Source organism: Acinetobacter sp. 789_lipA (genome assembly GCF_058242845.1).
This window is the reverse complement of sequence record NZ_JBZAYS010000001.1, coordinates 114,024-128,404: the sequence shown is the minus strand read 5'-3', so window position 1 is coordinate 128,404 and position 14,381 is coordinate 114,024. Positions and strand designations below refer to the sequence as shown.

At 41.2% G+C, this 14,381-nt stretch carries 10 protein-coding genes and 1 pseudogene; 10 read left to right on the top strand and 1 reads right to left on the bottom strand.

Annotated elements, in window-relative coordinates:
* The first annotated feature begins 230 nt into the window (after nucleotides 1-230).
* The 10 genes and pseudogenes from AC4CUZ_RS00590 to AC4CUZ_RS00545 all read left to right on the top strand — a co-directional run bounded on the left by AC4CUZ_RS00590 (nucleotide 231) and on the right by AC4CUZ_RS00545 (nucleotide 13,286).
* Nucleotides 231-2,309 (top strand): annotated as a pseudogene (locus AC4CUZ_RS00590) (bifunctional diguanylate cyclase/phosphodiesterase).
* Between the two features lie 215 nt (nucleotides 2,310-2,524).
* Nucleotides 2,525-3,031 (top strand): hypothetical protein, encoded by a 507-nt coding sequence (locus AC4CUZ_RS00585; RefSeq protein WP_490747136.1) that lies wholly within the window; start codon nucleotides 2,525-2,527, stop codon nucleotides 3,029-3,031.
* A 382-nt stretch (nucleotides 3,032-3,413) separates the two neighbouring features.
* Nucleotides 3,414-5,003, top strand: a complete 1,590-nt coding sequence (locus AC4CUZ_RS00580; protein WP_005400798.1) for a peptide chain release factor 3 — start codon at nucleotides 3,414-3,416, stop codon at nucleotides 5,001-5,003.
* A gap of 91 nt (nucleotides 5,004-5,094) precedes the next feature.
* Nucleotides 5,095-5,913: a hypothetical protein gene (locus tag AC4CUZ_RS00575; protein WP_201702451.1), complete on the top strand. Its 819-nt coding sequence runs from the start codon at nucleotides 5,095-5,097 to the stop codon at nucleotides 5,911-5,913.
* Between the two features lie 47 nt (nucleotides 5,914-5,960).
* Complete coding sequence (locus AC4CUZ_RS00570; RefSeq protein WP_490747135.1) at nucleotides 5,961-6,911, top strand: RsiV family protein; 951 nt, start codon at nucleotides 5,961-5,963, stop codon at nucleotides 6,909-6,911.
* Nucleotides 6,912-6,923: 12 nt separating this feature from the next.
* Complete coding sequence (locus AC4CUZ_RS00565; RefSeq protein WP_490748036.1) at nucleotides 6,924-7,739, top strand: TatD family hydrolase; 816 nt, start codon at nucleotides 6,924-6,926, stop codon at nucleotides 7,737-7,739.
* Nucleotides 7,740-7,866: 127 nt separating this feature from the next.
* On the top strand, nucleotides 7,867-10,620 hold the full coding sequence (acnA, locus tag AC4CUZ_RS00560) for an aconitate hydratase AcnA (RefSeq protein WP_490747134.1): 2,754 nt from the start codon (nucleotides 7,867-7,869) through the stop codon (nucleotides 10,618-10,620).
* A gap of 114 nt (nucleotides 10,621-10,734) precedes the next feature.
* Nucleotides 10,735-11,502, top strand: a complete 768-nt coding sequence (locus tag AC4CUZ_RS00555; protein ID WP_005400793.1) for a tRNA threonylcarbamoyladenosine dehydratase — start codon at nucleotides 10,735-10,737, stop codon at nucleotides 11,500-11,502.
* Nucleotides 11,503-11,602: 100 nt separating this feature from the next.
* Nucleotides 11,603-12,712 (top strand): DUF695 domain-containing protein, encoded by a 1,110-nt coding sequence (locus tag AC4CUZ_RS00550; RefSeq protein ID WP_005400792.1) that lies wholly within the window; start codon nucleotides 11,603-11,605, stop codon nucleotides 12,710-12,712.
* Nucleotides 12,713-12,776: 64 nt separating this feature from the next.
* Nucleotides 12,777-13,286, top strand: coding sequence for a hypothetical protein (locus AC4CUZ_RS00545; RefSeq protein ID WP_005400791.1), 510 nt, complete (start codon nucleotides 12,777-12,779; stop codon nucleotides 13,284-13,286).
* Nucleotides 13,287-13,348: 62 nt separating this feature from the next.
* Here AC4CUZ_RS00545 and dusA read toward each other — a convergent pair whose 3' ends face one another.
* Nucleotides 13,349-14,371 carry a tRNA dihydrouridine(20/20a) synthase DusA gene (dusA, locus tag AC4CUZ_RS00540; protein WP_424904590.1) on the bottom strand — a complete coding sequence of 341 codons (1,023 nt, stop codon included), beginning with the start codon at nucleotides 14,369-14,371 and terminating at the stop codon, nucleotides 13,349-13,351.
* Between the last annotated feature and the right edge of the window lie 10 nt (nucleotides 14,372-14,381).

Below are 14,381 nucleotides of genomic sequence, written 5' to 3'. Positions count from 1 at the left end.
TCGACTGGCTTTTTATTTAAATTGTGATTTGAAACACAAATGCGGGTTTGGCGGGTTACCAAACCGATCTTCAAGGTAAAATAAATCTATAAATTCTAATAAGATTTCTATGTTTTTTTCTTGACCTGAACCTGTTTGTATAAGATTCTTAATCGGGTAGCAATGCTTTTCGCCTTTGATAAAAAGGATATATAAATGAAGAAAAAGAGCAATTAATACGGACACTTTATATGATGCATGTGCATTACGATTTTAGTTTGGTATTAGGTTCAATTGTTGTGGCATTGTTGGCGTGTTTTTTTGCAGTGTCGACCGAACGCTTATTATTTCGTGCTTGGCGTAAAAAATTTCAAACAGGGTTAATTTTACTCAGTAGTTTTTTCTTAGGCTGTGCCATTTGGGCCATGCATTTTGTTGGCATGTTGGCTTGTGATTTGCCGACGCATAGTTATTTTGACCCTGCACTGACGATTCTTTCTTTTTTTATTGCCTTTATTGCATCTGTTTTTTCAATTTGGTTGACCACGCGTCAGACCTTACCTTTCTTAAGATTGGTTTTGGGGTCGGTATTGATGGGGCTTGGTATTTCGGGCATGCATTATACTGGTATGATGGGGCTGATTATTGAGGGCTATCAGAGTGTCTACGATCCTTTATTAACAGTTTTCTCTATTTTACTTGCCATCAGTGGCTCGGGTTTAACCTTTTGGCTGATCTTTAAATATAAAAGTGCGGTCAGCAAAAAACTGTTGTACCAATGGTATGTTGCAGGGATGATGGCCTTGACCATCGTAAGTATGCATTATACCGGTATGCTTGCAGTCTCGTTCTATCCAACCAATAGTGACAAACTGGTCATGACCCTTGAAGCAGGTCAAAGCATCGTTTTATTTGTTGTTATCTTTATTACCTGTTTGATTTTGGTGGCAGCATTTGTTGTTGCGGTGCTGGAGCAGCGTTTAGAAGAGCGCAATATTCAACTTTCTCTGGCCAATAAAGAGCTGGCAAATCAGGCTGTACAGGACAATTTAACCAAGCTGCCCAATCGATTGTATTTGGCGGAATACGCCCATTTTTTGTTTACAGATCAACGCTTCCGCAATGAAAGCATTGCCTTTTTATATATCGATTTAGACCGCTTTAAAGCCGTAAATGATGTCTTTGGGCATCATGTTGGGGATCAATTATTGGTTCAACTGACCACACGAATTCATCGTCACTTAAGTAAAAATGAAAAAATTCTCAGAATTGGTGGGGATGAGTTTCTGATGGTGCTGGAGCAGGCCACTCCTGAGCAAGCGTGCCAAATGGCGGAGCACGTGCTGGAGTTGATTCAAGATAGCTTTTTGATTGCGGGTAAAGAAATCAATGTGTCTGCGAGTATTGGTATTGCGATGTATCCCGAACATGGTAGTAATTCGCAAGATTTATTGATTAATGCCGATGCAGCGATGCTGACCTCAAAATATCAGGGACGAAATACCTATTCTATTTTTAACTACAGCTTTGACCAACAAGAAGCGAAAAGCCAAACTAAGCTGATCAATGACTTATATAAAGCAGTAGAAGAACAACAGTTTGTTTTGTATTACCAGCCTAAATTTACCATCCAAGATCAACGGATTTGTTGAGTCGAGGCGTTGATTCGCTGGAAGCATCCGACTTTAGGCTTGCTGACCCCCAATATGTTTATTAAAGGCACGGAGAAAACGGGACTGATCATCCAAATGGGGTATTGGGCTTTGGAGCAAGCATGTAAACAACTGCAAATCTGGGAACGAGAGAAAATTGAACTGTATCCAATTGCTGTGAATTTATCGGCGGTGCAGTTTGAGCATAAGCATTTATTTAATAATCTTGAGCATCTTTTTGATAAATACAAAGTCAATCCAAATCATTTAATTATTGAAATCACTGAAAGTACGGCCATGCACCATATCGAAGCTAGCATTCGTACCTTACAGCGTTTACGTGAAATGGGGATTCGTTTGGCGATTGATGACTTTGGGACAGGACATTCTAGCTTTTTATATTTAAAAAACCTACCTGTAGATGAGTTGAAGATTGATCGCGGTTTTATTCATGAGCTGACTGTTGGCTCAAAAGATGAAATGATCTTAGAAAGTATTGTTCATCTGGCGATTCGCTTGGGTTTAGTCGTGACGGCAGAAGGTGTAGAAAGTCCTTTGCAAATGGAAATTTTATCGCGTTTAGGCTGTCAGCAATTACAAGGCTATTTGTTGGGTATGCCTATGGATGTTAAGCGCTTAGAAGAGTTTGAGTATACGTCGTCAACTTATTTCAATTAAGCGATATCTACAATTTGTGCCGATGGCTGATCGCTTTTATGGTGATGTAATTCAGTTGAGAGTCTAATAAAAAATAAGCAGTGTTCGCAAAATCCTCTATCTAGTGATATCGGCTTTTTATGCATTCTTTAGAATCTATTCGTTTTAGTGTCCTGTTGTCCGTATACCAAGCTGTTCAGTTCAAAACATTGGGAACAATTTGGAATTAAATAATTATGGTTAGAGTCGTTACTAAGGTTGGTGATGTTTTTTCTGTAAAGTTGGATAATGAGGTGAAAAAATATTTCCAGCTCATTGCTTTTGATTTAACACAATTAAATAGTGATGTGATCAGAGCATTTAAAAAAGTATACCCTATCCATGCAACTCCTACATTATTGGATATCGTTAGTGATGATGTCGATTTTTATGCACATTGCGTCACTAAATTTGGCATAAAAATGAATCTTTGGGAGAAAGTTGGAAACATATCTGATGTGGGTGGAACTTCTACAATATTATTCAGATACACAGATGATTATGGTGTTATGGTAGGGGAAGAACCAATAAAAATTTCTCACAATTGGTTTGTATGGCACATTAATGATGATAAATTTACTTATGTTGGAAACCTAGAGGGAGAAAACCGTAAAGCAGAAATAGGTGTGGTTATGCCCCCTTTGGCTATAGTAGAACGTATAAAAACAGGGAAATATAGCTTCGTATATCCAGAGTTTGAATGAAGTTTATAAAATGGCCTCAGATTAGGCTTAAACAAGATAAAATAATGTTTGATGTATGAGGGGCAACGGAAGTTTTACTCCGAGTTGTCATTGGATGCAGCGTGATTAAGTGTATGTTCAGATCGGATCAAACAATGTTTCTGTACATCTAAGTTGTAGCTGATAGCGCTGTAGCGTTCTATTCTTATCCTCTACCAGAGCGGGAAAGCATCCGAATTGACGACGAATGCGATGTACTGCGCTGGTGGGTTAAGGGAAAATTATCAATAAAATCTCATTCATAAATCTGCTACAATTGCGCCAATTTTAAGTTATCACTTTACGGGTTGGATACACATTTATAAGTGTGTACAAAACCGTGTACCTATTGAAGATTTCCCTTATGTTTAAAGATCAATTAGCTAGAGAAGTAGCGGCTCGTAGAACTTTTGCTATTATTTCCCACCCCGATGCTGGTAAGACCACCATGACAGAAAAATTGCTGTTGTGGGGACAAGCCATTCAGATTGCTGGTATGGTGAAAAGCCGTAAATCGGACCGTGCTGCGACTTCAGACTGGATGGAAATGGAAAAAGAACGTGGTATTTCGATCACCACCTCTGTGATGCAGTTTCCCTTTAAAGACAAGATGATTAACCTACTGGATACGCCGGGACACGAAGACTTCTCGGAAGATACGTATCGTACCTTAACAGCGGTCGATTCAGCTTTGATGGTAATCGATGGTGCAAAAGGTGTTGAAGATCGTACCGTGAAACTGATGGAAGTGTGTCGTATGCGTGACACACCGATCATTTCATTTGTGAACAAAATGGACCGTGAAATCCGTGAGCCTTTAGAGCTGTTGGATGAAATTGAAAATGTTCTCAAAATCAAATGTGTGCCGATCACTTGGCCGCTTGGTACAGGTCGTGACTTCGCTGGGGTGTTTAACCTGATCGAAGAAAAGTTTTATGTGTATAAAGCAGGTTTTGGTTCAACTATTACCGAAATTGAAGTCCGTGATGGTTATGACTATCCAGACTTACGTGAAAAAGTCGGTGAGTTGGCTTGGGCGGCATTTGAAGAGTCTCTAGAACTGGTGCAAATGGCCAATGAGCCTTTAGACCGCACAGAGTTCCTTGCGGGTCGTCAAACGCCTGTATTGTTTGGTACAGCATTAGGTAACTTTGGTGTAGACCATGTGTTAGATGCATTTAGCAACTATGCGCCTGAACCTAAAGCGCACCCAACAGAAAATCGTTTGGTTGAAGCAACTGAAGAGGGTTTTACTGGCTTTGTCTTTAAAATTCAAGCCAATATGGACCCGAAACACCGTGACCGTATTGCCTTTATGCGTATTTGTTCAGGCAAATATGAAAAAGGTTTGAAAATGAAGCATGTGCGTCTAGATAAAGATGTGCGTATTAGTGATGCTTTGACTTTCTTGGCTGGTGATCGTCAGCATCTAGAAGAAGCATGGCCGGGTGACATTATTGGTTTACATAACCACGGTACGATTCAAATTGGCGATACTTTTACCTCAGGTGAAAAACTACAATTTACGGGTATTCCGCACTTCGCCCCTGAAATGTTCCGCCGTGTACGTTTGAAAGATCCATTGAAATCGAAGCAGTTACAAAAAGGCTTAAAAGAACTTTCGGAAGAAGGTGCAACACAGGTCTTCATGCCGCAAAACAGCAATGACTTGATTGTCGGTGCGGTAGGTGTGCTTCAGTTTGAAGTGGTGGCATACCGTTTGAAAGAAGAATACAAAGTCGACTGCGTCTACGAGCCTGTGAGCATTAACACTGTGCGTTGGGTGTCATGTGACGATGACAAAAAATTCAATGAATTTAAGAAAAAAGCACATGACCAATTATCGGTAGATGGTGGTGGTCACTTGACCTACTTGGCACCGAGTCGTGTGAACTTACAACTGATGCAAGAGCGTTATCCAGACATCGTGTTCCGCAATACCCGCGAACACTAATCGGGATGTTAAAAAATAAAACAGCTTCTTCGTGAAGCTGTTTTATTATGCAAGATACTTTAATTTTAATCATGAATTTCATGGAAGACGCATGTTGCAGAAACAGGCTATTTATACAATATTGGTGAGTTTGACTGTCTTATTGACGGCATGTGACTCCTCTAAACAATCTGAAACAGACACAGATGCCAAAGGCTCGGTATTTAAAACAGAGCAGGCTGAAGTGTTACCATATTTAAATATTCAGCAACAAGCTGCTGATATTGCACAGCCATTTTGTGAAACCAAGAATTGTATTGAATTAGATCTGCAAAGTTTAACAACGGCAGATCCGTGGTTAAACCAATGGATTGCCAAAAGTCAGGCTCGAGTGATTCAAGATCAAATTGGCTTAAAACAAGACATGAACTTACAGCAGGCCATTAATGCCTATGTGAAAAAGTCGGATACATGGCAAGCTGAATTCAAGGGTAACAAGGCTTATAGCTTGGCGATGTATACGCGTATACCGTATCAGCGCAATCAGTTTGTGCTCATGCAAATTGGGGTTGATACCAATCAAGAGAATGTAAATGTTAAGGAACGTTATTATTTCTTTGTTGCAGATCGTAAAAACCAAAAAGCGGTGGCATTATTAGATTTAATTCATCCGAAACAGCAACTGGCGATGAATGTGTTAGTGCAAAAAGCGTATCAAGACTGGTTGAAGAAACAAGAACCTGAAGTGCGAAAATCTGCACCAGCGAAGTTGTACTGGGGGCAAGCAGATTGGTTTTTTGACCAAGAGGGCATTGGTTTACACTATCGGACTCATGAGATTGTAAAAGATGGGACCCAGCTTGATATTTATTTGACGAAAGCACAAACTCAACAGGTATTAAAAGCCGATGTCTATACCCAGTTGTTTTAGTGCATTGGCCAAAGCAAGAGCTGGCTTCACAAGGTAATAGGTTATTTATGTTAAAAAGCAAAACAATATTTACAATCAGCGTACTTGCAGCTGCCATCAGTTTGACAGCCTGCCAACCAAAAGATAAAGAGCCTCAAACTCCTGCAACGCAAACCACAGCGGCTTCAGAGGCAGAAACAGCCTTAAAGCTGGTCGGTGACACAGAAAAATTACAATTCGAATTACCTGAATGTGATGGTAATGCTTGCCCAGAATTAAACATTGATCGTTTGCAAAGTAATCAAGCGTTTATTGATGATTTTATTGATCAACAAATTGTGAAAGATTTATCGCAGATTATTGATATTTCGCCTATGCATAGCAGTTCTGCTACCGAGGCATCAAGTGCTGTGGCGGCAAGTTCTGAACCTGCGGTAGTGGGCCAAGTCCTCACCCCTAAACTGAAACTAGAGAAACAAGTTCAACCTTATTTAGCTGCTTTTCTGGGTTTAGATCAAGAGTTGAAAGCCTTAAGTTCTAACCATCAAATTAGTTTGATGATTAAGCCGAAAATTCTAAATGCCAAAGATCCTTTGGCTACGGTGGTGTTGAACACCAGCAGCTACTTAGGCGGTGCACATGGTTCATCGTCGCAGCATTATTATAATTTTGACTTGAAGCAGCAAAAGCTGGTGAGTCTGGATGATCTATTGTTGCCGAATCAGAAGGCGGCGTTAAATAGAGTAGCGCATGAAGCCTTTCGTGCTTGGGTTGTAGACTCTAAGTTAGCGACCAATGTCGATGAATATGAGCAAGCGTGGAAGTTTAGCTTGAGTAACAATTATTACTTGGGCACTGAAGGTCTGATTTTACAATATGGCGAGTATGAAATTGGTCCTTATGTGGTGGGTTTACCACGCTTAACTATCGGCTATGATCAACTCCAGAAAATTTTAAAGCCTGAGTATTTGCCAAAAGCCAAACAGAGCGTACAGGCTGCTTCAGAAGCCAAGAGCTAATCAAGTATGAGCTTGCCTCTGTTCGACACCCATACTCATTTTGATGTTGCCGATTTTGATACTGATCGTCAACATTTGGCTGAGCAAGCAAAACGTGTTGGGGTAGAGGCACTGGTCCTTATTGGTTTTCTTGAATCGCGATTTGATGCGCTGATTCAGACCCATCAGCAATTAAAAAGCTGGAAGAATGTTCCATGCTCTTATCTTGCCCCTGGTTTACATCCGTTTTATATCGAACAGCATCAGACTGAACACTTACAGCATTTAGAGCAGGTTTTGCAGCAGCAGGACTGCGTAGCTGTGGGTGAAATTGGTTTAGATACTTTTTTAAAACAACACAAACAATCCGAACTTTTTGCCAAGCAGCAATCTTATTTTTCTGCACAACTGGAACTTGCTCAGCAATATCAAAAACCTGTGTTATTACATATTCGCAAAGCACATGCAGAAAGCATTGCCCTTTTAAAAGCCCAAAAATTTAAATTCGGTGGTATCGCTCATGCCTTTAGTGGCGGGGTGGAAGAAGCCAAGGCCTTGGTCAAACTCGGTTTTAAAATTGGGGTTACAGGGCAAATCACCAATCCAAATGCCAAAAAATTGCATCAAGTGGTGCAAGCACTTGGTAGCGAACATTTGGTGATTGAAACGGACTGTCCAGATATGACACCGTTGTGTTGTCAAACATCGACCGAGCATCCCACCCGCAATACACCGGTAAATTTACCTTATGTTTTGGAGAGTCTCGCACAGACACTGGATCAGTCTGAGCGGTCGTTAGCAACTCAACTCTGGCAGAACTCATTGGCTGCGTTGCATTTAAAATTTTAGAAGAATAAGACAATAATCTCGATAAAAATAAGATAACCAAAAGGGAACACATTCTTTTCTAAACAGGCTTACATTAAAGAAAGAACATCATAATAAATACATTCGCCAATATTGGGAGGGCAACCGAATGGCCAGATATAGCAAAATCAATAGTTTCAATGCATTACAAACACTCACGGTGGGTGAAAAATCCTATCAAATTTTTAACCTCCCTCAAGCCGCCCAAACATTGGGTAATATTGATCAATTACCCAAGTCTTTAAAGGTCTTACTCGAAAATTTACTCCGTTTTGAAGATCAAAAAAGTGTAAAAGTAGAGCATATTCAAGCCCTAGTCGATTGGCAAAAAACCAGAAGCTCTGATCAAGAAATTCAATATCGGCCTGCACGTGTGCTGATGCAGGATTTCACAGGGGTTCCTGCCGTGGTTGACTTGGCTGCCATGCGTGCCGCAATGGCACAAGCGGGTGGCGATCCGAATTTGATAAATCCCTTGTCCCCTGTCGATTTGGTGATTGACCATTCCGTGATGGTCGATCATTTTGCGGATAAAGATGCCTTTGCTGAAAATGTCGAAATTGAAATGCAACGCAATGGTGAGCGCTATCAATTTCTGCGTTGGGGACAATCGGCCTTTAATAACTTTAGCGTTGTCCCGCCCGGTACAGGAATTTGCCACCAAGTCAATTTAGAGTATTTGGCTCAAGCGGTATGGCTGGGGGAGGATGAGGGACAAACTTTTGCGTTCCCTGATACCTTGGTGGGAACAGATTCGCATACCACCATGATCAATGGCTTAGGCGTGCTCGGTTGGGGTGTTGGCGGGATTGAAGCTGAAGCGGCGATGCTCGGGCAGCCTGTATCCATGTTGATTCCTGAAGTCATCGGTTTCAAACTCATAGGGAAACTCAATGAAGGTATTACCGCAACGGATTTGGTTTTAACCATCACACAAATGCTACGCCAAAAAGGCGTGGTTGGTAAATTTGTCGAATTTTATGGCGATGGTTTGGCTGACTTGCCTTTGGCTGACCGCGCAACTATTGCCAATATGGCTCCTGAATATGGTGCAACCTGTGGTTTCTTCCCCATTGATGACGTGACCTTGGCCTATTTAGCGTTGACGGGTCGTGAGCAGCAACGGATTGATTTGGTTGAAGCGTATAGTAAAGCGCAGGGCTTATGGCGAAATGCAGGTGATGAACCCGTTTTTACCGATACGTTGAGCTTGGACATGAGCACAGTGCAGGCCAGTTTGGCAGGCCCTAAACGTCCGCAAGATCGTGTCTTGCTAGCAGATGTACCTAAAACTTTTCATGATTTGATGGAACTAACGCTAAAGCCCGCCAAAGAGGCGAAAGAGCGTTTAGAAAATGAAGGTGGTGGCACAGCTGTTGAAGCTAAAAAAGCTAATCTACCGCATGAGGAGCCATCTTGCACCATTGATGGAAAATCCTACCCCTTGAATCATGGTGATGTGGTGATTTCAGCCATCACCTCATGTACCAATACATCCAATCCGAGCGTGATGTTGGCTGCAGGACTCCTCGCCAAAAAAGCCATTGAAAAAGGCCTACAGCGTAAACCGTGGGTGAAAAGTTCGCTTGCACCTGGTTCTAAAGTCGTGACCGATTATTTGGCTGCGGCAGGTTTAACACCGTATTTGGATGAATTGGGTTATAACCTAGTCGGTTATGGCTGTACCACGTGTATTGGGAACTCTGGACCACTGCCTGAACCGATTGAAGAAGCCATACAGTGCCATGATCTCAATGTCGCTTCAGTGCTTTCAGGCAACCGTAACTTTGAAGGGCGTGTGCATCCTCTGGTGAAAACCAACTGGTTGGCTTCGCCGCCTTTGGTGGTGGCTTATGGTTTGACGGGCAATATCCGTACAGATTTGACTACACAACCGATTGGTCTAGGCAAAGATGGGCAAGCAGTCTATTTGAAAGATATTTGGCCGAGTCAGGCTGAAATTGATCATGCGCTACAGAGCGTAAATACCGCGATGTTCCATAAAGAATATGCCGCAGTATTTGATGGTGATGCAGCATGGCAGGCGATTCAGATTCCTCAAAGTCAGACCTATGCTTGGCAAGAGAATTCAACCTATATTCGCCACCCGCCATTTTTTGAAGAGATAGGTAAGCCACCGAAACCGATTACCAATATTGAACAGGCACGTATTTTGGCTGTGCTTGGAGACTCGGTCACCACCGATCATATTTCCCCAGCGGGTAATATCAAGAAAGACAGCCCCGCAGGACGCTATTTGCAACAGCAAGGGGTTGAACCCAAAGACTTTAACTCTTACGGGTCTCGACGTGGGAACCATGAAGTGATGATGCGAGGCACTTTTGCCAATATCCGCATTAAAAATGAAATGCTCGGTGGAGAAGAAGGTGGAAACACGATCTATATTCCAACAGGAGAAACCTTGCCGATTTATGATGCCTCTATGTTTTATCAGCAGCAACATACGCCGTTAATCATTATTGCTGGGAAAGAGTATGGCACAGGCTCATCACGTGACTGGGCTGCCAAAGGCACGAACTTATTGGGGGTTAAAGCGGTGATTGCCGAAAGTTTTGAACGAATTCACCGTTCGAATTTGGTTGGTATGGGAGTATTGCCATTGCAATTTGTCGATGGACAAACGCGCCAATCCTTAAACTTGACAGGTCGTGAAGTACTTTCGATTCATGGATTATCGGATGATATTCAGCCGCATCAAACTTTGGATATTCAGGTGCTTCGAGAAGATGGCAGCCAAGACCAATTTACAGTGTTGTGCCGTATTGATACCTTGAATGAGGTGGAATACTTTAAAGCTGGCGGTATTTTGCATTATGTACTGCGTAATTTAATTGCAGCCTAATCTCAATGAAATAAAGCCCTGTCAGTAGCAGGGCTTTATTGTTTGTAGCGATACATTCAATCCAAGGTCGTATTCAGGTAAAATGAACATGATTTTACCGATATAGATGTACGCATGACTGATCTGCAACATGATGAATATGACCGCCGTTTTGCTGGTGTAGCCAAAATTTATGGAGACGAGGCCTTTTCATATTATGAAAAAAGTCATGTCATGGTGATCGGAATTGGTGGTGTAGGTTCGTGGGCAGTAGAGGCTTTAGCGCGTACAGGCGTTGGAGAATTAACACTGGTTGATATGGACTCAATTGCGGCTTCGAATGTTAACCGTCAATTGCCAGCCATGAGCTCAACCTTGGGTCATGAAAAAATTGAAGTGATGGCCGAACGTTGTCGATCCATCAATCCACGGATCAAAATCAATTTGATCGATGACTATTTAACCCCAGAAAATGTCAAAGAAATTTTAGAACATCGACCAGACTTAATTTTAGATTGTATTGATGACGTCAAAGCTAAATTAGCACTGATGTTGCACTGCCGTTTTAATAAGATCCCATTGATTGTTTCGGGGGGAGCGGGTGGTAAGCTCGACCCACTAAAAATCCGAGTTGCTGATTTGTCTAAAACCGAACAAGATCCCATGTTGGCGAAGCTTCGAACCCAGTTACGTGGCATGGGAATTTGTAAAAAACCAAAAGAAAAGTTCGGCATTAGCTGTGTGTATTCGATTGATAATCCATTTTCCAGTGCAGATGTGTGTCCAAGTGCGGGCCTACGTTGTGGTGGCTATGGTTCTGCGGTGGTGGTGACTTCAAGCTTTGCGATGGTGGCAGTGGCGGAAGTGCTGAAAAAATTAGATGGAATGAAAGCGAAACAATAATACTGTTTTAGGTTTAATTGGACTGTATACATCGATATATGGATACAGTCCTTAGACCACAAAAAATATTGAAACCAATAGAAAAAAAGAGAAAAGAAAAATGAGCTTTTTAAAAAAATTATGGGGTTCTCAAAACAAAAAAACGCCTGCGAATGAAAATGCATATACTGCATTTTGGCAATGGTTTCAGCAGCATCAACAGCATTTTCACCACATTGTGAATCAAGGCAGTAAAACTGAAATCGAGCGAGATTTCTTTGATCGATTGACGCCTGAATTGGAAAAAGTCCATTGCGGCATCTTTTTTCTGACGGGCATGTTAACCCCACAAACAGCTGAATTAATTCTTACCCCTGATGGCATCATTCCAAATATTGTCTTTGTGGAAGAGCTGATTGCAGCTGCACCTGAGATTGCAGGGTGGAAGTTCACTGCGCTTAAACCTGAAAGCGATATTCATCAAGTCGGGATTAATATGCATGATTATGAGTTTAGTCAGGAGACTTTATCTTTTTATTTTAACCAGCAAGCCGAATATCCCGATGAGATTGATCTGGTCGTGGTACATGATGAATATAATGCAGCTGAAAACGATGCGTTTTTACAGGCTGTGTATATTTTCCTCGACAACTATTTGGGCGAGTACGATGCGGTTACCAAATTGGACAATGTTTCTGTCCAGTCTAAGCAAGATGCCGAAAAAGAATTGCTACCGATTCACTTGCTCAAAAACATTTTAATTTTAAAAAGTAGTGAAATTTCAAGATTAGACAAAATTACCCGTTCAAATACGGATGCCGATGAATTTGTCAGTTTGGAAGGTGAAACCAATGAAGGTCTACCGTTGCTGGCGACTTTAAATCGTACACTTTTAACATGGGATCAAAAAGCCTCACATCCATGGATGATGTTGATTGAAATCTCTTATTATGGTCAGCATTCAAATGGCATGTCCGCGTCTACAGATTATGAACTACTGGATTTGATAGAAGATGCATTATTACAAGAGCTTAAGGATGTGGATGGCTATTTAAATATAGGTCGTGAAACGGGTAATCACTTAAGAACTATATATTTTGCGTGTAAAGAGTTTAGAAAACCATCCAAGGTCATTGATCAAGTGATTGAAAAATATAAAGGCAACTTTGAAATAGAGGTCAGTTTGTTTAAAGACAAATACTGGCGTGCTCTGAGTAAATTTACCGGTTAAGCTCTTATATAAAAGAAGAGTTCGCCTGAAGCACTTTTAAAATATAAAGGGATAAAGCAGCTCCATGACTCATCTTTCAGGGCATTCCAAACTTGATGTTACAATAGTGGCTTTAGGGATCATTTTGAGTTGTGGTGTTGTATATGCTATTTACTCAACCGTTCGTCATTTTTATGTTTTAAATCAGGTCAATGAAGCCAAAGAAATGATGAGTGATATACAGTCATTATTGGTTTGGTCAATGCATCAGCATCATGATGATGTCACGCAGGCTTGTCATTTTAAAAATATACAACAGATTGCTCAATCCGTAGAATTTCAAAATATGAATCGTATTTTAAAATTACAGGATCAAATTCATCAGCAAAGTCAATTTGTTGAACAGATTAAAGTAAATGCCACCCCTGATTTACATGGTTGTATAACTACGGCTTACTTTAGAAAAGAACCCTTTGTCAGCGAGCTTATTGCAGGAAAGTATATTTCCTATCATTATGATTTTAAGACTGAAACAATAAAATGTGTCACCAATATACACAAGCGTGCTTTAGTGAAAGCTTGTACTCGGCTATAACGGTGAAACATAAAAAAGCGAAGCAGATGCTTCGCTTTTTTCGTTTAGATCAACGTTCTAAATTACTGAGCTAGAGTGTGTTCTTTTAAATAATCTTCGGTGCGTTGCATTGCGTCTTTAATGTTAAGAATTGCATTTTCAACATCGGCAAAAGTCTTGGCATTACCACCACTTAAAGCCTGACGCCATTTTCGAGCACCCGGAAGGTTTTGGAATAAACCCAAAATATGGCGCGTGATAATCGACAATGGCGCACCCTCAGCCATACGCTTTGCAATATACGGCAGCATTTGGTCAATAATTTCAAAGCGATCAGGTAGATCCAAATTCCACAGCTGTCCCAGCTCTGCCAAAAGGTAGGGATTATGGTAGGCCTCACGACCAATCATCACACCATCAACATGTTTGAGATGTTCTTGTGTTTCAGCAAAGGTTTTGATCCCGCCATTAATTTCAATCAATAGATTTGGACGTTCTTGCTTTAAACGATAGACATCTTCATAACGTAGTGGGGGAATGTCACGGTTTTCTTTCGGAGAAAGCCCCTGAAGCAAGGCAATACGTGCGTGTACGATAAAATTATCGCAGCCCGTTTTCGTGACTGTATCGACAAAATGTAGCATTTCTTCATAAGAATGCATGTCATCAATCCCGATACGATGCTTTACCGTGACTGGAATCTCCACGGCATTTTGCATTTCAGCAATACATTCAGCGACAAGGTCAGGTTCTGCCATGAGACAGGCCCCGATTTTATTATTTTGTACACGGTCGCTTGGACAGCCGACATTTAAATTGACTTCATCATAACCCCAGTCTTGTGCCATTTTGGTACAAGTGGCTAAGTCTTTAGGATTTGAGCCACCGAGTTGTAGCACAATCGGGTGTTCTTCATTGTTATAGTCGAGATGACGATTTGCACCGCCAAACAGAATCGCGCCAGTGGTCACCATTTCGGTATAAAGGATGACATTCGGGTTAAATAAGCGGGCAAAGAAACGATAATCTTTGGTCGTCCAATCCATCATCGGTGCTACGCTGATTCTCGGAGATTGAGTGTTTTCAATGTTTTTGTTAATAGTCATTAAAAATCAT

Coding starts and splice junctions, on each gene's coding strand:
- AC4CUZ_RS00585 (WP_490747136.1), top strand. CDS start 2,525: ATGGTTAGAGTCGTTACTAAGGTTGGTGATGTTTTTTCTGTAAAGTTG.
- AC4CUZ_RS00580 (WP_005400798.1), top strand. CDS start 3,414: ATGTTTAAAGATCAATTAGCTAGAGAAGTAGCGGCTCGTAGAACTTTT.
- AC4CUZ_RS00575 (WP_201702451.1), top strand. CDS start 5,095: ATGTTGCAGAAACAGGCTATTTATACAATATTGGTGAGTTTGACTGTC.
- AC4CUZ_RS00570 (WP_490747135.1), top strand. CDS start 5,961: ATGTTAAAAAGCAAAACAATATTTACAATCAGCGTACTTGCAGCTGCC.
- acnA (WP_490747134.1), top strand. CDS start 7,867: ATGGCCAGATATAGCAAAATCAATAGTTTCAATGCATTACAAACACTC.
- AC4CUZ_RS00555 (WP_005400793.1), top strand. CDS start 10,735: ATGACTGATCTGCAACATGATGAATATGACCGCCGTTTTGCTGGTGTA.
- AC4CUZ_RS00550 (WP_005400792.1), top strand. CDS start 11,603: ATGAGCTTTTTAAAAAAATTATGGGGTTCTCAAAACAAAAAAACGCCT.
- AC4CUZ_RS00545 (WP_005400791.1), top strand. CDS start 12,777: ATGACTCATCTTTCAGGGCATTCCAAACTTGATGTTACAATAGTGGCT.
- dusA (WP_424904590.1), bottom strand. CDS start 14,371: ATGACTATTAACAAAAACATTGAAAACACTCAATCTCCGAGAATCAGC.